We start from the raw sequence: 23,648 nt of genomic DNA on the forward strand, positions 1-23,648 counted from the left end.
TCCCTTTCCGATTCCGTACCCCGGCCGATGCTGCACTCTACCGGCCGGGGAAGGGGTAGGTCAGTGGTCCGCTTCAGTGATCCTCTTCGCCCTTGTGGGCGGCGGGGTCCGCGGCGGTGACGAGCTCGGTCAGCACACCGTGACAGTCCTTGGGGTGGAGGAAGGTGATCCGGGAGTCCATCGAGCCACGGCGGGGCTGTTCGTAGAGGACTCGGACGCCCTTGTCGCGGATGGCCTCGGAGTCCGTGTCGACATCGGCGGTGCCGAAGGCGATGTGGTGGACGCCCTCACCGTTCTTGGCCATCCACTTCCCGACCGCGGAGTCCTCCCGGATCGGCTCGAGAAGCTGGAGGTAGGAGGCCCCGCCGTCGGAGGTCTCATTGATCTTGAGCATGGCCTCGCGGACGCCCTGCTCCTCGTTGATCTCGGAGTGGAACACCTCGAAGCCGTACGTGGCACGGTAGAACTCAACAGTCTTGTCGAGATCGAAGCAGGCGATCCCGATGTGGTCGATTCTCGTCAGCATGGGAACAGTGCACCGCCGCACAGCCGGTTACGCAACGTGCGCGCGATCACACCGATGGGCCGGTGACCGCGCGGGTACTCGTCAGTACATTGACGATAACCCTCGTTAACTTCCTTCTCCTCGTGAAGGGACGCACCAATGTCTCGTACGACCTCTGTGATGGTGGCGGGCGCCCGGACGCCCATGGGACGGCTGCTCGGCGGCCTGCGCTCGTTTTCCGGCGCCGACCTGGGCGGAATCGCGATCAAAGCCGCGCTGGAGCGGGCCGGGGTCGGCGCCGAGCAGGTGCAGTACGTGATCATGGGGCAGGTGCTCCAGGCGGGCGCCGGGCAGATTCCGGCCCGGCAGGCGGCGGTCAAGGCCGGCATCCCGATGAGCGTGCCCGCCCTCACGATCAACAAGGTCTGCCTCTCCGGGCTGGACGCGATCGCCCTGGCCGACCAGCTCATTCGCGCGGGCGAGTTCGACATCGTGGTCGCGGGCGGGCAGGAGTCCATGACCAACGCCCCCCATCTGCTGCCCAAGTCCCGGGAGGGCTACAAGTACGGCGCCGTCGAGATGCTCGACGCGATGGCGCACGACGGGCTGACCGACGCCTTCGAGTCCATCGCCATGGGCGAGTCCACCGAGAAGCACAACACCCGGCTGGGCATCCAGCGCCCCGAGCAGGACGAGTTCGCCGCCCAGTCCCACCAGCGGGCCGCCGCCGCCCAGAAGAACGGCCTCTTCGACGCCGAGATCACCCCCGTGGAGATCCCGCAGCGCAAGGGCGAGCCGGTGGTCTTCGACAAGGACGAGGGCATCCGCGGCGAGACCACGGCCGAGCTGCTGGGCAGGCTGCGGCCCGCGTTCGCCAAGGACGGGACGATCACGGCGGGCACGTCGTCGCAGATCTCGGACGGGGCCGCCGCGGTCGTCGTGATGAGCAAGGCCAAGGCCGAGGAGCTGGGGCTGGAGTGGATCGCCGAGATCGGCGCCCACGGGAATGTGGCGGGACCCGACAACTCCCTCCAGTCCCAGCCGTCCAACGCGATCGCGCACGCCCTGGGCAAGGAGGGGCTGACGGTCGACGATCTCGACCTCATCGAGATCAACGAGGCGTTCGCCGCGGTCGCCGTGCAGTCGATGAAGGACCTGGGTGTTTCCCCCGAAAGGGTGAATGTGAATGGGGGCGCGATTGCCCTCGGCCACCCCATCGGGATGTCCGGTGCGCGGATCGCGCTGCATCTCGCGCTGGAGCTGCGGCGGCGTGGCGGCGGGACCGGCGCGGCGGCGCTGTGCGGTGGGGGCGGGCAGGGGGACGCGCTGATCCTGCGGGTGCCGGCGGGGGAGTAGAGGGTTGCCCTGGGGCCCGGGTTTCCCCTGGGGCCCGGGTCTCTCTTGGGGCCCGGGTTTCCGCTGTGATGACGCGATGATGGAGCGGTAAGGAGTACGGCACCCATGGCTGATGTGCCCACGCTGGTGGAGCAGGCGCGGCAGGGGCGGCCGCGTGCGGTCGCCCGGCTCATCTCGCTGGTCGAGGGTGCCTCGCCGCAGTTGCGCGAGGTGATGGCCGCGCTCGCTCCGCTGGCCGGGGGCGCGTATGTGGTCGGGGTGACCGGCTCGCCGGGCGTCGGCAAGTCCACCTCGACCTCCGCGCTCGTCTCCGCCTACCGGCGGATGGACAAGCGGGTGGGCGTCCTCGCCGTCGACCCCTCCTCGCCGTTCTCCGGCGGGGCGCTGCTGGGCGACCGGGTACGGATGTCGGAGCACGCCTCCGACCCCGGCGTCTACATCCGCTCCATGGCCACCCGCGGCCACCTCGGCGGGCTCGCCTGGGCCGCTCCGCAGGCCATCCGGGTGCTGGACGCGGCCGGCTGCGATGTGGTGCTGGTGGAGACGGTGGGCGTCGGTCAGTCCGAGGTCGAGATCGCCGCCCAGGCCGATACGAGTGTGCTGCTGCTCGCGCCGGGGATGGGGGACGGGATCCAGGCGGCCAAGGCCGGGATCCTGGAGATCGGCGATGTGTACGTGGTCAACAAGGCCGACCGGGAAGGGGCCGATGCCACGGCCCGCGAGCTGAACCACATGCTGGGCCTGGGCGAGGGGCGGGCGCCGGGGGATTGGCGGCCGCCCATCGTGAAGACCGTGGCGGCGCGCGGCGAGGGGATCGACGAGGTGGTCGAGGCGCTGGAGAAGCACCGCGCCTGGATGGAGGAGCACGGGGTGCTCGCGGAGCGCCGGATGCGGCGGGCGGCCGGCGAGGTCGAGACGATCGCGGTGACGGCGCTGCGGGAGCGGATCGGCGATCTGCACGGCGACCGTCGGCTGGGGGCGCTCGCGGAGCGGGTCGTCGCGGGTGAGCTGGATCCGTATACGGCGGCGGACGAGCTGGTGGCGGGGGTGACGGAGCCGGGGGTGACGGAGCGGGGGTGACGGGTGCGCCTGGGGTCCGGCTTGCGGGTGCGGTGTGTGGGTGGTGCGCCTGCTGTTCGTTGTGGGTGCCGGGTGCGGGGCCTCCGGGGCGGCGCCCTGGACCGTATATTTACGGCGCCGTTGGCCGGGGGCGTTGTGTTGGTCGGAGATTGGCGCCACAACTACACGCAAGCGTCCAGGACACCACCCCTGCGACCCCGCCCCCTCCCGTCTCGTCGGCGGCTGCCCACCGGTGGCCCAGGGGCGTCTGTCCGTCCCGGGGGGCGTGAATTTCAGCCCCTCCGGCGTTTGAGGAGCGGGGTCCGGGGCGGAGCCCCGGCGAGGGTGAGGGGGCGGAGCCCCCCCCCACGCGGCGGAGCCGCATATTGATGCTGTGGGAAGGGGCGGGGTGGGTGCGGCCCTGTCCCCTCGCGGCTCTCCCTAGTCGTCGTCGCCGTCGTCGTCGGACGGGGCCTGGCTGACCTTGCCGGACTGGGCGTTGACGGTCAGGTCACGCTCCTTGTGGTTCTTGACGGTCTCGACCTCCCACATCGGGGTGCGGTCACCGTCGAACTCCACGGAGGTCACGGTGCCGCTGGACGCGGCCTTCCGGGTCGCCTCGGTGGCCGAGATGTCGGCGTTCCGCAGGGCCTTGGCCTCGGCGGCGTCCTCGGCGTCGGTGTCCCTGTCGATGTGCTGGTTCAGGACCTTGGCGGTCGACCCGTCCAGCGTGACCTCGTGCCACTTGCCGTCCTTGCCGAGGATTTCCGCGTCCCAGGTGGTCCGGGCGCCGTGGTCCCGGTCGAGGGAGTCCAGCGTGCCCGGGACGGCCTTGAGCGCGGCGTGCGCGGCGTCGGAGAAGGACGCGCGGGCGGTGGTCCCGGAGGCGTTGGTCGTGTGCGTGGTCGGGGCCCCGGTGGACGAGGACTGGGTGCCTGCCACCGCGACGGCCGTACCGCTGAGCAGGGCGGCCGCGGTGACCGATGCGATGACGATGTTGCGCTTCATGAGGGGTTCCTCCCTGGGTCGTGTTCGGACGTCAACCACCATCGGGGAGCGATGCTGAAGCTGAGCTGAAGCCGCCTGAAGAGATCTTCAGGTTCGCTTTGGGAGGCTGGTCGTATGCGTTTGCTGATTGTGGAGGACGAGCGGCGGCTGGCCCTGTCGCTGGCCAAGGGGTTGCAGGCCGAGGGGTTCGCCGTGGATGTCGTCCATGACGGGCGCGAGGGGCTGCACCGTGCGCGGGAGGGCGACTACGACCTGATCGTTCTCGACATCATGCTGCCGGGGATGAACGGCTACCACGTGTGCGGGGCGCTCCGGGCGGCCGGGAGCGATGTGCCGATCCTGATGCTCACCGCCAAGGACGGCGAGTACGACGAGGCCGAGGGGCTCGATACCGGCGCCGACGACTATCTGACCAAGCCGTTCTCGTACGTGGTGCTGGTGGCCCGGGTGCGGGCGCTGTTGCGGCGGCGGGGGGCCGGGGCCTCACCCGTGGTGCGGGTCGGGGAGCTGTCGGTGGACCGGGGTGCGCGCAGGGTGGAGCGGGGTGATGGTGAGATCGCGCTGACCGCCAAGGAGTTCTCCGTACTGGAGCAGTTGGCGCTGCGGCCGGGGGACGTAATCTCCAAGGCCGAGATCCTGGAGCATGTCTGGGACTTCGCGTACGACGGCGACCCCAATATCGTCGAGGTGTACATCAGCGCGCTGCGCCGCAAGCTGGGCGCCGGGTTGATCGAGACGGTGCGGGGAGCGGGGTACCGGCTCCGTGGGTAAGGTCTTCGGTTCCGTACGGGCGCGGGCGGCGCTGGGTGCGACCGTGGTGGTCGCGGTGGCGCTGGTGGCCGCGGGCCTCGCGGTGCTCGGGGTGTTGCGGAGCAATCTGGCGGACCGGGCCGAGGTGGATGCCGGGGCGACCGCCCGGGCGGTCGCCTCGAAGGTCGCAGGTGGGGTGGCGTACCGGGAGTTGGACCTCGGGGACGACACCCCGGTGCAGATCGTGGACGAGGACCACCGGGTGCGCGCGGTCAGTGACGATCTCCAGGCCGTGACGGGCACCGGCAGTTCCTCGGTGCGGCCGGTTCCGGCGCCCGGCGAGGACGATGACGACGACGGTGCGGGGGAGGTCTCGTCGACCCCGGAGTACAGCGCCGGTACGGCCCGGATCGACGGCGAGACCGCGGAGTACCGCTGGGCGGCCCTGGAGGTCACCGACGCCCGCGGTGAGGACGTCACGGTCTACGCGGGCGCCCCGCTGGCCACCGAGCAGGGCGCGGTGGGCACCGTGCGGCAGGCGATGCTGATGGGGCTGCCGCTGCTGCTGGTGGTCGTGGCCGGGGTGACCTGGCTGGTGACCCGGCGCGCGCTGCGGCCCGTGGAGGGCATCCGGCGGGAGATGGCCGCCATCACGGCGAGTACGGATCTGTCCCGGCGGGTGCCCGTGCCGGGGTCGTATGACGAGGTGGCGCGGCTGGCCCGGACCACCAACGAGACGCTCACGGCGCTGGAGGCGTCGGTCGAGCGGCAGCGGGCCTTCGTGGCCGACGCCTCCCATGAGCTGCGCTCCCCGGTGGCCTCGCTCCGCACCCAGTTGGAGGTGGGCGCCGCCCATCCGGAGCTGCTGGACCTGGACGGCGCGGTGGAGGACGTGGTGCGGCTGCAACGGCTGGCGGCCGATCTGCTGCTGCTGGCCCGGCTGGACGCGGGGGAGCGGCCCGCCCACGCGTCGGTGGCGCTGGACGCGCTGGTGCGCGAGGAGCTGGCCCAGCGGCTGGGGGACCGGGTGCCGGTGCGTGCGGAGGTGGCTCCGGTGGCGGTGCCGGGCTCGCGCGGGCAGCTCGCCCGGGTGCTGGGCAATCTGGTCGACAACGCGCAGCGGCATGCCCGGAGCGGGGTGCGGGTGGCGGTGCGCGAGGAGGGCCGGTGGGCCGTGCTGGAGGTCGCGGACGACGGGGCGGGGGTGCCCGAGGGCGAGCGGGAGCGGATCTTCGAGCGGTTCGTACGGCTCGACGACGCCCGCAGCCGCGACGATGGCGGGGCCGGGCTCGGCCTCGCCATCGCGCGGGACGTGGCGGTGCGCCACGGTGGCACCCTGGCCGTCCGGGCGGCACCCGAGGGCGGTGCCCTGTTCAAGCTGCGGCTGCCGGCCGCCGAGGCGCTGCCGGCCAGGCTGTCCGCCGCACTCGCACCCGCCGGACCCGCTGCACCGGCCTGCCCCAAACCCACCTCGGCGACATACTCGCCGTCACCGCGATCAACATCATCCGACTCGATGCCCGGCTAACCGCAATTCCGCTCGGTGGGGCCAGAACCACTCACCCGGACCGCCTCGAACTCGCCGCTTGAGCAGCATCACACCATCGGTTTGCGGATTCCCAACGGACCCCTGAACACAGGGGCTTCCTCGCAAGAGATCAGGTGAAGCCGTCACAAGCGAACCGGGCGAGGAATTACCTGGCGCCTGCCGGGGTGCCGGACGAGGAAGTGCGGCGGTTCGCGGCGCCGTGCCCGGCCGGGAGGGTGTCGACACTCATCGGCACAGGTCCGGCCGACGGCCATCCGGCCCGTCCGGAATTCTCCCGGGCCGCCGTGTAGCCCGGTCAGGCACTGTTCCGAGAACCGCACCGGCGGATACCCGGGCGTTCCGCCTAGCGGCCCGATCGCCCTGACCAGCCGACTCGGGCGCCGCCTGCGAAACGGCCGTCCTACGGAATTCACGCCCGCTCGGAACAGCGGTGAGTGCGGGGGACTTTGCCGACTCCGTTTGGTCGAATTTTCACCTCGGTAGTGCCAAGGACTCTCCAACGAAGTCAAGACTTGGGCAACCCGGCCCGCACATATATGCCGCACCATCAGCGGTGACTTCACTGTGCACTCACATGATCACCCAACTTCCGTCGACGCGCCTCGCAATTCCGGGCGTAGGCTCCGAAACAAGTTGTTGATCAAGCTTGGCCCCCTTCGGTTCAAGGGGTGCTGGTGAATTCGTCATGTTCCCGTCAGGGGGAAACTCATGCCTACAACAGGGCAGGTGTCGCAGCCGGGACGCTGGGCTCCGGCCGATGTGGGACGGATACCGATGCGGGGCGTCGCCCAGGTGGCGCTCAGCGCGAGCCCATGGACCGGCTTATTGTTCACCGTCGCGCTGTTCGCGGGCGGCTGGCGGATCGGCGTCTACGGCCTGCTCGGCGCGGCGGCGTCCACCGTGGCCGCATCCGTGCTGGGCGCCGACCGGGACGGTCTGGCCAACGGGCTGGAGGGCTACTGCGGTTGCCTGACCAGCATCGCCATAGTCGTCCGGCTCGGCGCCTCCTGGCGGACCGCACTGCTCGCCGTCCTCGCCGCGGCGGTCTGCGCGGTGCTGAGCGCGGCGGTCGGCCATCTGCTGGGCCGCATCGGTCTGCCCGCGCTGACGGCCCCGTTCTGCCTGGTCGCCGGGGTGCTGGCGATCGCCCTGCCGACCGCGCCGCCCGCCGCCGCACCACCGCTCCCCGGTGACGGGGCAACCACCTTGTCTGCCGCGGAACTCGGCCACGCGTTCTGCAACAACCTCGGTCAGGTCTTCTTCCTCGACAAGTGGTACGCGGGCCTGATCCTGCTCGCCGGACTGCTCATCACCTCCCGGGTCGCCGCCGTCGCCGCCGCCTGCGGCAGCGTCGTCGCGATCCTGACCGCCTGCGCCATGGGCCTGCCCGCCGACCGGATCGGCGAGGGGCTCTACGGCTACAACGCGGTGCTCGTCGCCATCGCACTGGCCGCCACCTTCCTGGCCCTCACTCCGTGGACCGCGGGGTACGCCGCGCTCGCCGCAGTGGCCTCGGTCCCCTTCACGGCCGCCTGGCAGGCATTCGCCCAGCCCTCCGGCGGATCTCCCTTCACCTGGCCGTTCGTCGTGACGACCTGGCTCTTCCTGGAGGCCGCTCCAGCCTTGGACCGGCCGGGCATCTCGTCAGAGAAAGCGAAGTGACACCAATGAACCTCGCACCGCGCGAAATCGACAAGCTCCACGTCTACGTGGTGGCCGACCTGGCCCGGCGCCGCAGGGACCGGGGCACCAAGCTCAACTACACCGAGGCCGCCGCCCTGATCACCGAGGCCGTCCTGGAAGCCGCCCGCGACGGCCACACGGTGGCCGAGTGCATGGAGCTGGGCCGCAAGGTCGTCACGGCCGACCACGTCATGCCCGGGGTACGCGAGATGCTCACCGTCCTCCAGGTCGAGACCGCGTTCGTGGACGGGACGAAGCTGGTCACCTGCCACGACCCCATCGGCGCCTGAAACCGCCTGAATCCCCGCCTGAGACAAGGAGACGACGATGTCGGGTGGAGCCCACTACCTCTACGGGGACGACCCCGTGGAGATCAACCCCGGTCGGGCCAAGGTCGGTCTGACGGTCGCCAACACCGGTGACCGTGCCGTCCAGATCGGCTCCCACTACCACTTCTTCGAGGTCAACCGCGCGCTGCGGTTCAACCGCGAAGCCGCGTACGGCATGCACCTGGACATCCCGTCCGGCACCGCCGTCCGCTTCGAGCCCGGCGACACCCGCGAGGTCGAGCTGGTCGCCTTCGGCGGAAGCCGGCGGCTCATCGGCTTCGCCGGACTCGTGGACGGCGGCCTGAACGCCGACGACACCCGGCGCGCCGCGCTGCGCCGCGCCGGAGAACTGGGATTCGCCGACGTCGGCGGCAACGCCGACACCGAGAACGAGGGAGCCGACCACTGATGGCGATCATCCCGCGCAAGCAGTACACGGACCTGTTCGGCCCCACCGTGGGCGACCGGTTCCACCTCGCCGACACCAACCTGGTCGTCGAGGTCGAGTACGACCACAACGCCGGCTCCTACGGCGACGAGGCCGTCTACGGCGGGGGCAAGGCCATCCGCGACGGCATGGCCCAGGACCCCGCCGCGCTCAACCGCGAGGGTGCGCTCGACCTGGTGATCACCAATGTGGTGGTCCTCGACCCGGTGCTCGGCGTCGTCAAGGGCGACATCGGGGTCCGGGACGGACTGATCGTCGGGGTGGGCAAGGCGGGCAACCCGCATGTGCAGAACGGTGTCGACCCCAAGCTGGTCATCGGCCCCGGCACCGAGGTCATATCCGGTGAGCACATGATCGCCACCGCCGGCGGCGTCGACACCCATATCCACTTCATCTCGCCCCAGCAGGCCCAGGAGGGCCTGTCCAACGGCATCACCACCTTCTTCGGCGGCGGCACCGGGCCGACCGACGGCAGCAACGGCACCACCTGCACCCCCGGCCCGTGGAACATCCAGCGGATGCTGGAGGCCGTCGAGGAGCTGCCGGTCAACGTGGGTCTGCTCGGCAAGGGCAACGGCAGCCTGCCCGAGGCGCTACGCGAGCAGGTCGAGGCGGGCGTGGCCGGTCTGAAGGTGCACGAGGACTGGGGCGCCACTCCGGCCACCATCGACAACGCGCTGCGGGTCGCCGACGAGCACGACGTCCAGCTCGCCATCCACACCGACACCCTCAACGAGGGCGGCTTCTTCGAGGACACCCTGTCCGCGATCGACGGCCGGACCATCCACACCTTCCACACCGAGGGCGCGGGCGGCGGTCACGCCCCCGACATCATGCGGGTCTCCGGCGAGCCCAACGTCCTGCCGGCCTCCACCAACCCCACCCTGCCGTACACCATCAACTCGGTGGACGAGCTGCTGGACATGGTGATGGTCTGCCACCATCTGTCCCGCAACATCCCCGAGGACGTCTCCTTCGCCGACAGCCGGGTGCGCGCCGAGACCATCGCGGCCGAGACGGTACTGCACGACCTCGGCGTGATCAGCATCTTCTCGTCCGACTCCCAGGCCATGGGCCGCGTCGGCGAGTCCTTCGCCCGTGCCTTCCAGACCGCGCACCACTGCAAGGAGGTGCGCGGTGCGCTCGCCGAGGACAGCTCCCGCAACGACAACGCGCGCGTGCTGCGCTATCTGGCGAAGCTCACCATCAACCCGGCGATCGCGGTGGGCGCCTCCGATGTGATCGGCTCGCTCGAGCCCGGCAAGCTCGCCGACATCGTGCTCTGGCCGATCAACTCCTTCGCCGCCAAGCCCAAGCTGATCGTCAAGGGCGGCATGGTGAACTGGGCACTGATGGGCGACCCCAACGCCTCCCTGCCGACGCCTCAGCCGGTCTACTACCGGCCGATGTTCGGCAGCTTCGGCCGCGCCCGGCAGCGTACGTCCGTCACCTTCATGTCCCAGGCGGCCATCGCCGCAGGCGTCCCCGGCGAGCTGGGCCTCGGGCGGCGGATCGAGCCCGTGCGGCGCTGCCGGACCGTCGGCAAGCAGCACATGGTCCGCAATGACGCGCTGCCGCGGATCGAGGTGGACCCGGAGACCTACAAGGTCACCGTCGACGGCGAGCCCGCCACCATCGAACCGGCCGAGCGCCTCCCGCTCAACCAGCTCTTCTACATCGTCTGACGCACCCAAAGGACGGTCCGCGGGGGCGCTCGCGTGCCCCGCGGACCCCGCGGCCCGACCTCGACGGACCGTCATCCGGCAGGAACGGAAACCCAGCGTGAACGAACCGATGCCGGTCGCGGCCCTGCTGACCGGGCTCCAGCTCACCGACTCGGCCTTCCCCAGCGGCTACTACACCCTCTCCCACGGACTGGAGGGTTTCCAGCAGGCCCGTGCGGTCACCCCGCGCAGCCTGCCCGCCCTTCTCCACGACCTGCTCCGCCACAGCGCGGGGCCGGCCGACGCGACCGCCCTCGCCCTCACCCACCGCGCGGTGGCGGCGGACGACTGGGACGGGGTGGTGGCCGTGGAGCGGCGGCTGTACGCGACCAAGCTGGGCCGGGAGGCCCGGCAGGCCGCCGTCCGCACCGGACGGCAGTTGCTCGACCTGGCCGGCGAGGTCTACGGGACGCCGCAGCTCGAGCGGTACCGCACGCTGCACCGGGAGGGTGCGGTGCGCGGCTGCCAGCCGGTCGTGGCCGGCGTCGTCCACGCGGCGAACGGCCTCACCACGCGCCAGGCCGTCACCTGCGAGCTGTTCGCCTTCGCGGCCAGCTTCGTGGGGGCGGCCCTGCGACTGCGGCTCACCGATCACCGCCGGGCCCAGGTCGTACTCCACGGCGCCGCCCCCGTCGTCGAGGAGACCGTGGCGGCGGCGCTGGACCGGGACCTGGCCGACCTCGGCGGATGCGTCCCCGTGGCCGACGTCATGGCCGGCCGTCACGAGCGCGCCGAGGCACGGCTGTTCGCGAGCTAGCGCCCCGGCCCGCCCTGCCTGCCACCGACAAGACACCCACACTCCGGACAAGGAATCACCATGCACGACCCCACACAGGTCCGAGGCTCCCACCACCACCATGACCACGACGAGTTGATCCGGCGCCCGAAGGACGGCGTGCTGCGCGTCGGCATCGCCGGGCCGGTCGGCTCCGGCAAGACCGCGCTGATCGAGGCGCTCGTCCCGGTGCTGATCGCCCGCGGCCGGACTCCCGCCGTCATCACCAACGACATCTACACCACGGAGGACGCCGCCCATGTGCGGCGCACCCTGGACGGGATCCTCGCCGCGGACCGCATCGTCGGTGTCGAGACCGGAGCCTGCCCGCACACCGCGGTCCGGGACGACCCGACGATGAACCAGGCCGCGGCCGACGAGATCCTGGAGCGCTTCCCCGAGGTGGACACGCTGCTCTTCGAGAGCGGCGGCGACAACCTGACGCTCACCTTCAGCCCGGCGCTCGTCGACCTCTTCCTGTTCGTGCTGGACACCGCGGAGGGCGACAAGATGCCCCGCAAGCGGGGTCCGGGCATCACCGAGTGCGAGCTGCTCGTCATCAACAAGATCGACATCGCCCAGTATGTGCGATGCGACCTGGACCGGATGGAGTCGGACGCCCAGCACGTCCGGCAGGGCCGGCCGGTGGTGCTCACCAACTCCCTGACCGGAGAGGGCCTGGACACCATCGCCGACTTCCTGCTGGCCCAGGAGGCCGCCCGGCAGATCGGCCAGGAGGCGGCTTCCGCATGACCGAGGCGCCCGCGCGGCTGCACCCCGCACACTACGAACCCCGGCGGGTACCGGCCCGGATGCTCGAGCTGACCGGCACTCCGGACACCCTGGCCGCCGGGCGCCCCGGCAAGGTCGGCCTGCTCGAACTGGGCTATGCGCGGGTCGGCGACCGCAGCGAACTGGTCCACCGCTACCAGAAGTCCCCGCTCCAGATCATGCGGCCGCTGTATGTGGACCCGCTGCGGCCGGACATGCCGGTGACCTACCTCATGTCCACCGGCGGCGGCATCGTCCAGGCCGACCGCAACCGCGTCGACATCGAGTGCGGCCCCGGGACCGCCGTACATCTGACGACGCAGGCCGCCACCAAGCTGCACCGGATGGAGTTCGACCACGCCACCCAGGTCGTCCACCTCACCGCCGCCGCCCACGCTTACGTCGAGTACCTGCCCGACCCGCTGATCCCGTACCGGGATGCCCGCTTCTACCAGCAGACCCGCGTGACCGCCGACCCCACGGCCACCGTTGTACTGGGCGAGACGATCGCGGCCGGGCGGCTGGCCCGGGGCGAACGGCACGCCTACCGCCTGCTCTTCAGCGACCTGGAGATCATGCGTCCCGACGGCGAGCCGGTGGTGGTCGACACCGTCCGCCTGGATCCGCGCGAGCCGGGCTCGGTGACCGGCCCGGCGGTCTTCGGCGGGCACGACCTGATGGCCACGCTCTACGCGGTCACTCCGCTCGCCCCCGCGGCGCGGGTCGCCGACACCTTGCACGAGGCTCTGCTGACCACCGGCCCGGCCTTCGGCGTGAGCGTGCTGCCCGACGACTGCGGGGCGTGGGCGCGGATCATGGGCAGCGACCCGCCGGCGGTCACCCGCGCTCTGCGTACGGCCTGGAATGCCCTGCGCGAGCTGCTCCTCGGGGTCCCCGCCCCCGATCTGCGCAAGACCTGACGCCCCCCGGCCGCACCCGGCGTCCGGGGGGTGGTCGTGGTGTCAGACCCGGCCCCGCTGGGCGCGCAGATGCTCGGCGACGGGCACCAGCGATCCGTACAGCGCCTTGAGGTCCTCCGGCGCGAGCAGATCGATGAAGTGGTTGCGCACGGACGCCACGTGGTGGGGCGCGACCTTGCGCATGGTTTCCCAGCCGTGCTCGGTCAGCACGGCGTACAGCCCCCGTCGGTCGGACTCGCAGTTCTCGCGGCGGACCAGGCCGGCGTTCTCCATCCGGGTGATCTGATGGGACAGCCGGCTCTTGGACTGAAGGGTCGCGGAGGCGAGGTCGCTCATCCGCATCCGGCGGTCCTCCGACTCCGAGAGGTTGACCAGGATCTCGTAGTCGTTCATGGTCAGGCCGAACGGCTGGAGGTCCTTCTCGAGCTGGTAGGTCAGCAGCCGGCTGACATCCAGGTGGGTGCGCCACGCGCGCTGTTCCTCATCGCTGAGCCAGCGCGTGCCGTTCTCGGTCTCCATGGGATGTATTCTACCTATAGAAGTTGAATTCCGAACCAATGGATGTATCGGGCTAGAGGTCACCTGTTCGACGTTACACTCCGCACGCTCGCGCTCACGAACCGGTACCCCCTGTCTCGCCAACCGATATCTCGGCGACGACTTCCTCCGTGGACTGGAGCAGTACGGTCCCCGCGCCCACGAACTCGAACTGGTGCTCCTCGCCCGAGGCGCCCCCGAGCCCCGTGCGCGACCTGATGGCCCCCAGGAAGCCGCGCAGATACTGGTGGTCGTAGTGGTGGCACGGTGTCGGGCAGTCCGCCCAGCCCACCAGCGCCTGTGGATCGACCCGGATCGGCGGCTCCATGAAGACCACGGGCCCATTGGAGGCGGCCACGAACTTCCCGGTGCCCAGGAGGGTGAGAAACCCCGGCACGATGGACTGCTTCAGCGACAGCGACGGCTGGAAGGCCAGCAGATTGCCGGACCGGATGGAGAGGTTGCCGTCCTCCAGGTCATAGGAGTTGACGTCGAAGGCGCGGTCCGCCAGCACCATCTTCCCCTGGCCCTCGGCCACCACCCAGTCCGCCGCGTGCAGCGGGGAGTGGAAGCTGTACGCGATGAGATGGTCGAGGTGGCCGAGCCCGACGCCATGGAAGTCGATCTGCCCGTAGTAGGCGACCATCTTCCCCTTCTGGAGGAACCACTGGCCGTTCAGGTCCACGCTGAAGGCGTACGGATTGATGTTGTCGTCGACGGGCAGCGTCCAGGCGTCGTGGATCACGGGGCCGTTCACCTGGGTCCTCCGAGGATGCCCCGGCTTTCGGGCCGGGGAGGAATCGGATTCTCGCGGAGCAGGACAGGACGGGGCGAATCGCTGTCTGGGCGCCTCGGGGGCCATCCCGCGCAGTGCCGGGGTGGGCCATGCAGGCCAGGAACTCTCAACTGTCGTACCTCCCGGTTAGATTGGCGATTGTGACGGCAGAAGCGAAGACCACGGGGGAGACCGGGCATGCCCGGTGGACCTACCGGCTTCGTGTGTCCGCCGGTGCCCGCGCGGTGCTTGAGGCGGAGTGGGACCGGTGCCGGTGGGTGTGGAATGAGTGTGTTGCCCGCTCGAGGAAGGCTCACCGGGACGGGGAGAAGTGCGGACCGGCCGCGCTGGACAAGATGCTGACCGGGGCCCGACGCATCACGCCCTGGCTCCGGGAGGGCTCCTCGGTTCCTCAGCAGCAGGTCATACGCGTCTTCGGCACGTCCCGTGCGAAGGCGCTGAAGGACATCAAAGACCGGCTCCCTGTGCACCGGCGGGCGGGGATGCCTCGCTGGAAGGAGAAGCGGGACGCTGCCCCGACGCTGAACTGCACCCGGCGCGGATTCCGTCTGAAAGACGGGCGTCTGCACCTGGCAGGCGGCATCGTCGTGAGGGTCGTGTGGTCGCGCGACCTTCCGGCCGACCCGTCCAGCGTGCGCGTCTATCAGGACAGCCTCGGCCACTGGTATGCGTCGTTCGTTGTCCCCGCCCAGGCCGAGCCGCTTCCCGGAACCGGTCTGGTGCTGGGCGTGGACTGGGGCGTACGCGAGACCGCCACCACCACATCCGACGCCTACGACCTTCCGCACGCCGAGCATGGCAGAAAGGTCATGGCGAAGCTGGGCCGCTACCAGCGGATGATGGCCCGTCGCCGCACGCCGAAGGGCAAACCCCGATCGAACGGCTACCGCACCGCCAAACGGCAGGCGGCCAAGCTGCACAAGAAGATCGTCCGGCAGAGGCAGGACACCGCTCGCAAGTGGGCCAAGAAGGTGGTCCGTGGCCATGACGCAGTGGCGGTGGAGGACTTCCGCCCGAAGTTCCTCGCCAAAACGTCGATGGCGCGTAAGGCGGCCGACGCCGCCATGGGCGCCACGAAGGCGGCCCTGGTCGAGATGGGTCGCAAGCATCAGCGGGACATCCGCCTGGTGCACCCTGCGCACACCACCATGGAGTGTGCGCGGTGCGGAGCGAGAACCAAGCACGCACTACCTCTCTCGGAACGTATCTACACCTGCGCCGCGTGCGGAGCCGTATCCCCCAGGGACAAGAACTCCGCCTACGTGATGCTCGTCCGGGCTGGTCTGAACCCGGCTGGTGTCGATGGCGTAAGACCTCCCGGACCGCCGGTCCGGAAGGCGGCCTGAGCCAGGAATCTCCCGCCTACGAGTGGGAGAGCAGTCAAAGCTTCTCCTCCGATGCCTGGACATAGACCATGCCGGTGCCGGACAGCTCCAGTTGGAACGCCTCCCCCGAGCCCCGGCCCACCATTTCGCGCCAGCCGATCGCCGTCGAGAGCTTATTGCGAACATCACCCCGGTGGGCGACATAGGCTTGCGGATCGACATGCACCGGACGTCCCTGGCCGATCGGCAGCTCCAGCACCCCGCCGTGCGCCATGACCGCCGCGGAGCCGTGCCCCTCCAGGGTGGTGGTGAACAGCCCCTGCCCGGTGACCTGGCCGCGCACCATGCCCATCACCCCGCCCTGGGAGCCCATGAACATCGTGCCCTGGCGCAGCGAGCCGTCGAAGGCCAGCAGCCGGTCCGACTCCACATAGAGGGTGTCGCCGACCAGGTCGATCACATGGACGTGGTGGCCGCCGTGCCCGAACATCACCGTGCCCTGGCCCTCGACGGTCATCAGCGGGGTGTCCTCGTCGGCGATCCGCCGCCCGATCATCCCCCGCACCCCGCGCTGCCCGCCGGTGATGCTGGGGGTGAACCGTACGTCCCCGCGATACGCGAGCATCGCGCCGCGCTGGCTGAACAGGGTCTGCCCGGGGAGCACCTGGGCCTCGACCATGCGCGAGGTGAGCAAGGTGAACGGCATCAGACCTCACCCCCGATCGTGTTGCGCTCGCTCGGCTGGACGTAGACCAGCCCGTCGCCCTCGAAGCGGATCTGGAAGGACTCCCCGCCGCTCTCGCCTATCAGCGCCCGGAAGTTCACCCCCGCCTGGAAGTGCTGCTTGAGGCCGCCGGTGTGGGCGAGGTACGCGCCCGGGTCGACCTGAAGCGGGGTCTGCGGAGTGACGCGCAGCACGATCGCCGTACCGGCCGAGACGAGCGCGGCCTGGCCGGTGCCCTCCACGGTCGTGGTGAACAGGCCGTTGCCCTGCGAGGAGCCGCGCAGCCCGGTGAAGGAGGTGCCGGTGCGCAGCGCGGAGTCCGTGCACAGCAGATTGCTGGACTCCACATAGAGCTTCTCGCCGTGCAGCGACACCAGGTTGACCTCGCTCGCCCGGTCGGCGAAGTAGCAGGTGCCGTGCCCCTTCACCTCCATGACCGCCATCTGCTCCCCGGTGAGCCGCCGGGTCACCATCCCGCGCAGCCCCTCGCCGCCGCCGGTCTTCTTCTTGAAGGTCATCTCCCCCTCGTAGGCGACCATCGCGCCGTTCTTGGCCTTCACGGAGTCTCCGGTCAGGTCGACCGCGAGCACCCTGCTTCCCTGGAGTCGGAACTGAGCCACGGAGCCGACGGTAGCGGGCTCTGACGTCGGCGGACAGGGAGCCCCGGGGGCTGAAGGTGACCCCCGGGCCATGATCGCCCGCGAAGCTGCGACAATGGGCGAAGGCTTGTGCATGGATTCACAAGCCGGTCTGTGTTCTGCCGTACTGCCGTACCCCTCTTCATACGAAGGTGCTCTCGTGGACTTCAAGACCGCCACCGCGCTGCGCCGGCTCCGCCTGGTCTCCGCGCCCGAGGCCGTGTCGTTCCTGCTGCTGCTCATCTGCTCGGTGCTCAAGCGCACCTCGGACTTCAACGCGGTGCCGGTGATGGGCATGGTGCACGGCGTGCTCTTCATCCTCTACGTGGTCTTCTGGGCGGACGCCTGGAACCGCACCAAGTGGAAGTGGCAGACCGCGGCCCTGTACTTCGTCCTCTCCGTCCTGCCCACCGGCGGCTTTTTCGCCGAGCGCAAGCTCAAGCGGGAGGCCGAGGCCGGTGTGATCGCGGCCCGCGCCCGTAAGGAGGGCGTGGTCAACGCATGATCGTCGCCTTTTCGGTGACGCCGCTGGGCGTCGGCGAGGACGTGGGGGAGTACGTCGCCGACGCGGTGCGGGTGGTCCGTGAGTCGGGGCTGCCGAACCGTACGGACGCGATGTTCACCTCGATCGAGGGCGAGTGGGACGAGGTCATGGACGTCGTCAAGCGCGCCGTCGCCGTGGTGGAGGCCCGGGCGCCCCGGGTCTCGGTGGTCCTCAAGGCCGATATCCGCCCGGGCGTCACGGACGGTCTGACCTCCAAGGTCGAGACGGTCGAGCGCCATCTGAGCGACTGACCACCCGAGCGACTGACCGAGACCGACTGGCCGAGACCGGCTGACCGGGACCTGCCGACCGCCCCGGGGCCGCGCTCAGCCCCCGCCCACCAGGGCCATGCCCAGCGGTGTGCGCTCGTACAGCACCTGATGGCCCTGGCGCCGTGAGCCGAGCAGTCCGGCGGCGCGCAGCACCGCGAGATGCGCCGAGACCGACGAGGGCGCGAGGCCCAGGCGGGCGGCCAGGGCCGAGGTGGAGGCGGGTTCCTCCAGAGCGGCGAGGACCGCCGCGCGGCCCGCGCCCAGGAGGCGTACGAGCGCGTCCATCCCCTCCCCGTCCGGCTCCCGCCACAGCCCGCCGACCCCGCGCGCCGGATAGATCACCGTGGGCTGCCACGGCGGGGCGAAGCCGCTCACCACATCCGGCCAGACGAAGACGCTGGGCATCAGCAGCACCCCGCGGCCGCCCAGGTCCTGCGTCCGGGCGGGGAGCGCGGAGGTACGGATGGTGAGCGTGCCGTCGGTCCAGTGCAGCGCGGGCCGCAGATCGGCGAACAGCCGCTCCAGGCCGCCGTCGGCCAACTGCCGTGAGCGATAGCCGATATCGGCCTCCAGCAGGGCCCGCAGCCGGGGCCAGTCCGGTGCGACCAGGGCCCGCCAGGCCCGTTCGGTCACATCGGCCAGCCGCTGGACGGCCCGCGCCGGATCGGCCAGCATCGCCCGGCCCTGCGGGGAGTCGGCGGCCCCCGGGGTGCACGCCAGGGACAGGACCAGCTCCCGGTGGGCGGCGGCCGGGTCCGTGGCCCGCATCCGCGCCAGCTCGTCCTCGAACGGCGCGTACGGCACCTCCGGGGGCGGACCCAGGAAGTCCGGGGTGTAGCCGCCCCGCCTGGGCAGCAGCAGCCACAGCTCCGACAGATCGAGCCCGGTCACCGCCTCCCGCACCCGCCGCAGCCACGGCAGGTGGTAGCCGTGCCGCTCGGGCCGGCGCAGCGTGCGCACCGCCTCATGCGTCTGGCACAGGGGCGAGATGGCGAACCGGCAGCGCAGCAGATCGTCGGCGCCGAAATTCATATGCAGTGGCATGGTCTCGCCCCCCGATCGCGAAGATTCGGCTCTGGCCGAAACACTAGAACCCGCCCCGCCCGTACGGGCACGCTTCCGGCATGTCAACGCCCTCCGGGCCCGGTACGACGGGCCCTGCCGAGTCGCGCCCCGACGCGCACGCCTCCCGACCCGAGCTCGCGCCCGGTGACGACCAGGGGCCGCCGCGGGGTCCGGGGGGCGTTGGCTACGGCGCGGTGTTCGCGGTCCGGGAGTTCCGGGCCGTCTTCGCCGCGCATCTGGTCTCCATGCTCGGCGAGGTGGTCGGCCAGCTCGCGCTGTCCGTGCTGGTCTATCGGCTCACCGGATCGCCGCTGCTCAGCGCCCTGACGTTCGCCACCTCGATGCTGCCGTATGTGATCGGCGGCGCCCTGCTGTCCTCCGTCACCGACCGCTTCCCGGCCCGCCGGGTGCTGGTGGTCTGCGATCTGGTGCACGCCGGATGCGTGGCCGCCATGGTGGTGCCGGGGATGCCGGTGGCCGTGCTGCTCGCGCTGCGCTGTGTGCCCGCCGCGATCTCGCCGGTGTTCAGCGGGACCCGGTCGGCGACGCTCGGCGACATCCTCGGCGAGGGCGACGCCTTCGTCCTGGGCCGCTCGGTCATCCGGATCACCGCCCAGACCGCGCAGCTCGCCGGGTTCGGGGTCGGCGGGCTGTTGCTGGCCGCCGTCTCGCCGCGGGCCGCGCTGGCGCTCACGGCGGCGGCGCTCGTCGGCTCGGCGCTGGTGCTCCGCTTCGGCACCCGCCGCCGCCCCGCCCGGCAGATGGCCGGGGGCGGGGCTCCCCCAGCTACCGCTGGGAGGTGCCCCCTGCTCGGGGACTCGCTGAGCGGGATGCGGCGGCTGTTCGCGGACCGCAGGATCCGGGCGCTGATGCTGCTGTCGTGGGTGCCGCCGATGTTCGTGGTGATGCCGGAGGCCCTGCTGACGCCGTACTCCGATGGGCTGGGGCTCGGCTCGGTGGGGCTCGGGCTGCTGATGTGCGGGATGCCGGTCGGCGCGATCGTCAGCGAGGCGCTGGTGGGCTCGCTGCTGGGACCGCGCGCCCGCGCCCGGCTGACGCTGCCGGTCGGCGTCCTGGCGATGCTGCCCGCCCTGGGGTACGCCGTCCATCCGTCGTTCGGCTGGGCGCTGGCCCTCCAGATGCTGACCGGCTGCGGGATCGCCTACAGCCTCGGCCTCGACCAGTGGTTCCTCGCCGCCGTACCGGACGAGCTGCGCGGCCGGGCGATGACGGTGCTGACGGCCGGGCTGATGACCGCGCAGGGTTTTGGGATGGCGGTCTCCGGCGCGGTCGCCGAGTTCGTACCGGTCCATGTCGTGGCCGCGACGGCGGGTGGCTGCGGGGCGCTGTGCTCGCTGCTGGTGGCCCTGGAGGTGCGGCGCACCGTCCCCGGGCCCGCCCGGCCCGAAGTATGAGATAGGGCTGACCACGATATGACCGGCCGGTAGGGTCGGTGATGTGCCGAAGCCGCTCAGCCTGTCGTTCGACCCCATCGCCCGTGCCGATGAGCTCTGGAAGCAGCGGTGGGGGTCCGTGCCCTCCATGGGCGCGATCACCTCGATCATGCGGGCCCACCAGATTCTGCTCAGCCAGGTCGACGCGGTCGTCAAACCGTACGGACTGACCTTCGCCCGCTATGAGGCACTGGTGCTGCTCACCTTCTCCAAATCCGGTGAGCTGCCGATGTCCAAGATCGGCGAGCGGCTGATGGTCCACCCGACCTCGGTCACCAATACGGTGGACCGCCTGGTCAAATCGGGTCTGGTCGACAAGCGGCCGAACCCCAACGACGGCCGCGGCACCCTGGCCTCGATCACCGACCGGGGCCGTGAGGTGGTCGAATCGGCCACCCGCGATCTGATGGCGATGGAATTCGGGCTCGGGGTCTACGACGCCGAGGACTGCGGCAGGATCTTCGAGCTGCTGCGCCCGCTGCGGGTCGCCGCGGAGGACTTCGAGGACGGCTGACGAAGAGCCGGGGGCGGCGAAGATCGCCCCGGAACGGGCGGTTACGCTCAGGGCATGAAACGCAGCGTGCTGACCCGCTACCGGGTCATGGCCTATGTCACCGCAGTGATGCTGCTCGTGCTCTGCACCTGCATGGTGTTCAAGTACGGCTTCGACACGGGCGAGGACCTCACGCTCGTGGTCTCCCAGATCCACGGTGTGCTCTACATCATCTACCTGGTCTTCGCCTTCGACCTCGGCTCCAAGGCCAGATGGCCGTTCGGCAAGCTGCTGTGGGTCCTGGTCGCGGGCACCATCCCGACGGCCGCGTTCTTCGTCGAGCGCAAGGTCAGCCGCGAGGTGGAGCCGCTGGTCAGCGGCGCCGAGCCCGCGCCCGCGCAGGTCTGACCGGGGGTCTGTAGCCCTTCCGCGCGTCCCGTCCGGGGCTGGACGAGGCGCGCGGTGGGGGAGTGGAAAGTCCTCGTTCGGCCCAGTACGGCGAGTCTCGCGTCGACAATTAGTAGGACGTCCTAGTACTTTTGAAGCATGGACGCCGAAGGCATTGAGGCGGGCCGCCGTCGGTGGCAGGCCCGGTACGACGCGGCACACAAGCGCGAGGCGGACTTCTCCACGCTGTCCGGGGACCCCGTCGAGCCGGTCTACGGACCCGCCCCGGGCGACACCGTCGAGGGGTTCGAGCGGATCGGCTGGCCCGGCGAGTTCCCGTACACCCGTGGTCTGTACGCCACCGGATACCGGGGCCGGGCCTGGACCATCCGCCAGTTCGCCGGGTTCGGCAATGCCGAGCAGACCAATGAGCGCTACAAGATGATCCTGAAGGCGGGCGGCGGCGGGCTCTCGGTCGCCTTCGACATGCCGACCCTGATGGGCCGCGACTCCGACGATCCCCACTCGCTCGGCGAGGTCGGCCACTGCGGTGTCGCCATCGACTCCGCCGCCGATATGGAGATCCTCTTCAAGGACATCCCGCTAGGCGACGTCACCACCTCGATGACCATCAGCGGTCCGGCCGTCCCCGTCTTCTGTATGTACCTGGTCGCCGCCGAGCGCCAGGGCGTGGACATCTCGCGGCTCAACGGCACCCTCCAGACGGACATCTTCAAGGAGTACATCGCGCAGAAGGAGTGGCTCTTCCCGCCCGAGCCGCATCTGAAGCTGATCGGCGACCTGATGGAGTACTGCTCCGAGGGCATCCCGGCGTACAAGCCGCTGTCGGTCTCCGGCTACCACATCCGCGAGGCCGGGGCGACGGCCGCGCAGGAGCTGGCGTACACCCTCGCCGACGGCTTCGGCTATGTGGAGCTCGGCCTCTCCCGCGGGCTGGACGTCGACACCTTCGCGCCCGGGCTGTCCTTCTTCTTCGACGCGCATGTCGACTTCTTCGAGGAGATCGCCAAGTTCCGCGCCGCCCGCCGGATCTGGGCCCGCTGGATGCGCGATGTCTACGGGGCGAAAACCGAGAAGGCGCAGTGGCTGCGGTTCCACACCCAGACCGCCGGAGTCTCGCTCACCGCCCAGCAGCCGTACAACAACGTGGTGCGGACGGCGGTGGAGGCGCTCGCCGCGGTCCTCGGCGGCACCAACTCGCTGCACACCAACGCCCTGGACGAGACCCTCGCGCTGCCCAGCGAGCAGGCCGCCGAGATCGCCCTGCGCACCCAGCAGGTGCTGATGGAGGAGACCGGCGTCCTCAATGTGGCCGATCCGCTGGGCGGTTCCTGGTACATCGAGGCGCTGACCGACCGGATCGAGGCCGACGCCGAGAAGATCTTCGAGCAGATCAAGGAGCGCGGCCGCCGCACGGTGCCGGACGGACAGCGGCCCCGGTGGCCGATCACCGCCGGCATCCTCCAGGGCATCGAGGACGGCTGGTTCACCGGCGAGATCGCCGAATCCGCCTTCCGGTACCAGCGGTCCCTGGAGAAGGGGGACAAGAAGGTCGTCGGCGTCAACTGCCACGAGGGCTCGGTCACCGGCGATCTGGAGATCCTGCGGGTCAGCCATGAGGTCGAGCGCGAGCAGGTGCGGGCGCTGGGCGCCCGTAAGGCCGGGCGGGACGAGGCGGAGATCGCGGCAGGGCTGGGGGCGCTGGTCGCCGCCGCCCGCGAGGGGTCCAACATGATCGAGCCGATGCTGAGGGCGGTACGCGCCGAGGCGAGCCTCGGCGAGATCTGCGACGCCCTCCGCGACGAGTGGGGAATCTATACGGAGCCGGCCGGCTTCTGAGCCCCTTCCGGGGCGGGTCCGGCCGCGGCGCCGCCGGAATCCGCCCCGGTCAGTCCGTACAGCAGCAGATCCGTGAAGTCGCGGGCCCACCGCGGGTCAACCGGTTCCGCGCTGACCATCAGCCGGTGGAGCACCGCCCCGGCGACCGTGTCGAAGATCAGGTCCGCGTTGCGGGCCGACTCCTCCGGATCCTCCTCGCGCGGCAGCTCACCGCGGAGCCGGGCGCGCTCCCGGCCGACCGTGACCAGCCGCTTCTGCCGGTCCACGATCGCCGAGCGGACCCGGCACCGCAGCGCCTCGTCGTGCATGGCCTCCGCGATGACGGCCATCAGCGCGGTGCCCGTCTCGGGCCGCTCCAGCAGCGCCCCCAGCCGGATCACCACGGCCTCCACATCGGCGTGCAGACTGCCGCGGTCGGTCGCCTCCAGGTGTTCGTCGAGGACCGCCGCGATGGCGTCCACCACCAGCTCGCACTTGCTGGCCCAGCGGCGGTAGAGCGTCGTCTTGGCGACTCCGGCGCGGGCCGCCACATCGCCCAGCGTCAGCTTCGCCCAGCCCAGTTCCACCAGGGCGGCACGGGTGGCGCCCAGGATGGCTCGGTCGGCCTCGGCGCTGCGCGGGCGCCCGGTGCGGCGTGCGGACGGGCTCATGCGCGGCACCCTACCCGCCAGTACCG

At 70.7% G+C, this 23,648-nt stretch carries 26 protein-coding genes; 18 read left to right on the forward strand and 8 right to left on the reverse strand.

The genetic code is table 11. The features are described from left to right. Nucleotides 1-73 precede the first annotated feature (73 nt). Nucleotides 74-526 (reverse strand): methylmalonyl-CoA epimerase, encoded by a 453-nt coding sequence (gene mce / locus ACK1X7_RS32410; RefSeq protein WP_059147653.1) that lies wholly within the window; start codon nucleotides 524-526, stop codon nucleotides 74-76. Nucleotides 527-682: 156 nt separating this feature from the next. On the opposite strand from mce, the gene ACK1X7_RS32415 reads away from it, so the two are divergent. Together ACK1X7_RS32415 and meaB are read left to right on the forward strand one after the other, a co-directional pair. Continuing rightward, entirely contained in the window at nucleotides 683-1,861 is a 1,179-nt protein-coding gene (locus ACK1X7_RS32415) for an acetyl-CoA C-acetyltransferase (protein WP_078643692.1), read from the forward strand. Nucleotides 1,862-1,966: 105 nt separating this feature from the next. Next, on the forward strand, nucleotides 1,967-2,941 hold the full coding sequence (gene meaB, locus ACK1X7_RS32420; protein WP_385156189.1) for a methylmalonyl Co-A mutase-associated GTPase MeaB: 975 nt from the start codon (nucleotides 1,967-1,969) through the stop codon (nucleotides 2,939-2,941). Nucleotides 2,942-3,361: 420 nt separating this feature from the next. Here meaB and ACK1X7_RS32425 read toward each other — a convergent pair whose 3' ends face one another. Beyond that, complete coding sequence (locus tag ACK1X7_RS32425; protein ID WP_413116015.1) at nucleotides 3,362-3,928, reverse strand: PepSY domain-containing protein; 567 nt, start codon at nucleotides 3,926-3,928, stop codon at nucleotides 3,362-3,364. Between the two features lie 114 nt (nucleotides 3,929-4,042). On the opposite strand from ACK1X7_RS32425, the gene ACK1X7_RS32430 reads away from it, so the two are divergent. From ACK1X7_RS32430 to ACK1X7_RS32470, 9 genes are all read left to right on the forward strand, one after another. After that, nucleotides 4,043-4,699 (forward strand): response regulator transcription factor, encoded by a 657-nt coding sequence (locus ACK1X7_RS32430; RefSeq protein WP_385145653.1) that lies wholly within the window; start codon nucleotides 4,043-4,045, stop codon nucleotides 4,697-4,699. Next, nucleotides 4,692-6,206, forward strand: a complete 1,515-nt coding sequence (locus ACK1X7_RS32435; protein WP_398158345.1) for a sensor histidine kinase — start codon at nucleotides 4,692-4,694, stop codon at nucleotides 6,204-6,206. Before ACK1X7_RS32430 ends, ACK1X7_RS32435 begins: the two co-directional genes overlap by 8 nt. 747 nt (nucleotides 6,207-6,953) lie before the next feature. Further along, a complete protein-coding gene (locus tag ACK1X7_RS32440) occupies nucleotides 6,954-7,889 on the forward strand; it encodes an urea transporter (RefSeq protein WP_390791978.1) in 936 nt (311 codons plus the stop codon). Between the two features lie 5 nt (nucleotides 7,890-7,894). After that, nucleotides 7,895-8,200 carry an urease subunit gamma gene (locus ACK1X7_RS32445; RefSeq protein WP_078643702.1) on the forward strand — a complete coding sequence of 102 codons (306 nt, stop codon included), beginning with the start codon at nucleotides 7,895-7,897 and terminating at the stop codon, nucleotides 8,198-8,200. 37 nt (nucleotides 8,201-8,237) lie between these two features. Further along, a complete protein-coding gene (locus ACK1X7_RS32450) occupies nucleotides 8,238-8,648 on the forward strand; it encodes an urease subunit beta (protein WP_413116016.1) in 411 nt (136 codons plus the stop codon). Further along, nucleotides 8,648-10,372, forward strand: a complete 1,725-nt coding sequence (gene ureC / locus ACK1X7_RS32455) for an urease subunit alpha (protein ID WP_390791977.1) — start codon at nucleotides 8,648-8,650, stop codon at nucleotides 10,370-10,372. The genes ACK1X7_RS32450 and ureC overlap by 1 nt, the downstream gene beginning before the upstream one ends. Nucleotides 10,373-10,481: 109 nt before the next feature. Continuing rightward, entirely contained in the window at nucleotides 10,482-11,168 is a 687-nt protein-coding gene (locus ACK1X7_RS32460; RefSeq protein ID WP_413116924.1) for an urease accessory protein UreF, read from the forward strand. A gap of 60 nt (nucleotides 11,169-11,228) precedes the next feature. After that, nucleotides 11,229-11,939 carry an urease accessory protein UreG gene (gene ureG, locus ACK1X7_RS32465; protein WP_385145643.1) on the forward strand — a complete coding sequence of 237 codons (711 nt, stop codon included), beginning with the start codon at nucleotides 11,229-11,231 and terminating at the stop codon, nucleotides 11,937-11,939. Further along, entirely contained in the window at nucleotides 11,936-12,877 is a 942-nt protein-coding gene (locus ACK1X7_RS32470) for an urease accessory protein UreD (RefSeq protein ID WP_385145641.1), read from the forward strand. The genes ureG and ACK1X7_RS32470 overlap by 4 nt, the downstream gene beginning before the upstream one ends. A gap of 42 nt (nucleotides 12,878-12,919) precedes the next feature. Here the strand turns inward: ACK1X7_RS32470 and ACK1X7_RS32475 are convergent, their stop codons facing one another. Both ACK1X7_RS32475 and ACK1X7_RS32480 read right to left on the reverse strand, forming a co-directional pair. Then, nucleotides 12,920-13,396, reverse strand: a complete 477-nt coding sequence (locus ACK1X7_RS32475; RefSeq protein WP_014054954.1) for a MarR family winged helix-turn-helix transcriptional regulator — start codon at nucleotides 13,394-13,396, stop codon at nucleotides 12,920-12,922. 94 nt (nucleotides 13,397-13,490) lie between these two features. Beyond that, nucleotides 13,491-14,171, reverse strand: a complete 681-nt coding sequence (locus tag ACK1X7_RS32480; RefSeq protein ID WP_216340642.1) for an AIM24 family protein — start codon at nucleotides 14,169-14,171, stop codon at nucleotides 13,491-13,493. Nucleotides 14,172-14,299: 128 nt separating this feature from the next. Between ACK1X7_RS32480 and ACK1X7_RS32485 the strand changes: the two genes are divergently transcribed. Beyond that, entirely contained in the window at nucleotides 14,300-15,556 is a 1,257-nt protein-coding gene (locus ACK1X7_RS32485; protein WP_413116017.1) for an RNA-guided endonuclease InsQ/TnpB family protein, read from the forward strand. Between the two features lie 34 nt (nucleotides 15,557-15,590). Here the strand turns inward: ACK1X7_RS32485 and ACK1X7_RS32490 are convergent, their stop codons facing one another. Next, on the reverse strand, nucleotides 15,591-16,241 hold the full coding sequence (locus ACK1X7_RS32490; RefSeq protein WP_385145637.1) for an AIM24 family protein: 651 nt from the start codon (nucleotides 16,239-16,241) through the stop codon (nucleotides 15,591-15,593). Continuing rightward, complete coding sequence (locus ACK1X7_RS32495; RefSeq protein WP_216340640.1) at nucleotides 16,241-16,879, reverse strand: AIM24 family protein; 639 nt, start codon at nucleotides 16,877-16,879, stop codon at nucleotides 16,241-16,243. The genes ACK1X7_RS32490 and ACK1X7_RS32495 overlap by 1 nt, the downstream gene beginning before the upstream one ends. Before the next feature lie 178 nt (nucleotides 16,880-17,057). On the opposite strand from ACK1X7_RS32495, the gene ACK1X7_RS32500 reads away from it, so the two are divergent. Together ACK1X7_RS32500 and ACK1X7_RS32505 are read left to right on the forward strand one after the other, a co-directional pair. After that, nucleotides 17,058-17,402, forward strand: a complete 345-nt coding sequence (locus ACK1X7_RS32500) for a DUF3817 domain-containing protein (protein ID WP_216340639.1) — start codon at nucleotides 17,058-17,060, stop codon at nucleotides 17,400-17,402. Beyond that, nucleotides 17,399-17,692, forward strand: a complete 294-nt coding sequence (locus ACK1X7_RS32505) for an MTH1187 family thiamine-binding protein (protein ID WP_020868372.1) — start codon at nucleotides 17,399-17,401, stop codon at nucleotides 17,690-17,692. The genes ACK1X7_RS32500 and ACK1X7_RS32505 overlap by 4 nt, the downstream gene beginning before the upstream one ends. A 75-nt stretch (nucleotides 17,693-17,767) precedes the next feature. On the opposite strand, the gene ACK1X7_RS32510 is transcribed toward ACK1X7_RS32505, so the two are convergent. Continuing rightward, on the reverse strand, nucleotides 17,768-18,757 hold the full coding sequence (locus ACK1X7_RS32510; protein WP_385145634.1) for an ArsR/SmtB family transcription factor: 990 nt from the start codon (nucleotides 18,755-18,757) through the stop codon (nucleotides 17,768-17,770). A gap of 80 nt (nucleotides 18,758-18,837) precedes the next feature. Here ACK1X7_RS32510 and ACK1X7_RS32515 point away from each other — a divergent pair, with 80 nt between their 5' ends. From ACK1X7_RS32515 to ACK1X7_RS32530, 4 genes are all read left to right on the forward strand, one after another. Further along, the gene (locus ACK1X7_RS32515; RefSeq protein ID WP_413116018.1) at nucleotides 18,838-20,193 is read left to right on the forward strand and encodes an MFS transporter; all 1,356 of its coding nucleotides are present in this window, start codon (nucleotides 18,838-18,840) and stop codon (nucleotides 20,191-20,193) included. Nucleotides 20,194-20,236: 43 nt separating this feature from the next. After that, nucleotides 20,237-20,746, forward strand: coding sequence for a MarR family winged helix-turn-helix transcriptional regulator (locus tag ACK1X7_RS32520; RefSeq protein WP_385145630.1), 510 nt, complete (start codon nucleotides 20,237-20,239; stop codon nucleotides 20,744-20,746). Between the two features lie 54 nt (nucleotides 20,747-20,800). Beyond that, nucleotides 20,801-21,133, forward strand: coding sequence for a DUF3817 domain-containing protein (locus tag ACK1X7_RS32525; protein WP_413116019.1), 333 nt, complete (start codon nucleotides 20,801-20,803; stop codon nucleotides 21,131-21,133). 138 nt (nucleotides 21,134-21,271) lie between these two features. Next, nucleotides 21,272-22,972 carry an acyl-CoA mutase large subunit family protein gene (locus tag ACK1X7_RS32530; RefSeq protein WP_390791974.1) on the forward strand — a complete coding sequence of 567 codons (1,701 nt, stop codon included), beginning with the start codon at nucleotides 21,272-21,274 and terminating at the stop codon, nucleotides 22,970-22,972. Here ACK1X7_RS32530 and ACK1X7_RS32535 read toward each other — a convergent pair. After that, nucleotides 22,948-23,622, reverse strand: coding sequence for a TetR/AcrR family transcriptional regulator (locus ACK1X7_RS32535; protein ID WP_385145625.1), 675 nt, complete (start codon nucleotides 23,620-23,622; stop codon nucleotides 22,948-22,950). The two genes, ACK1X7_RS32530 and ACK1X7_RS32535, sit on opposite strands and share 25 nt — an antisense overlap. Nucleotides 23,623-23,648 lie beyond the last annotated feature (26 nt).

Origin of the sequence: Streptomyces sp. CY-1, from assembly GCF_047218265.1 — a bacterium.
In the GTDB taxonomy this organism is placed as follows: Bacteria; Actinomycetota; Actinomycetes; order Streptomycetales; family Streptomycetaceae; genus Streptomyces; species Streptomyces niphimycinicus.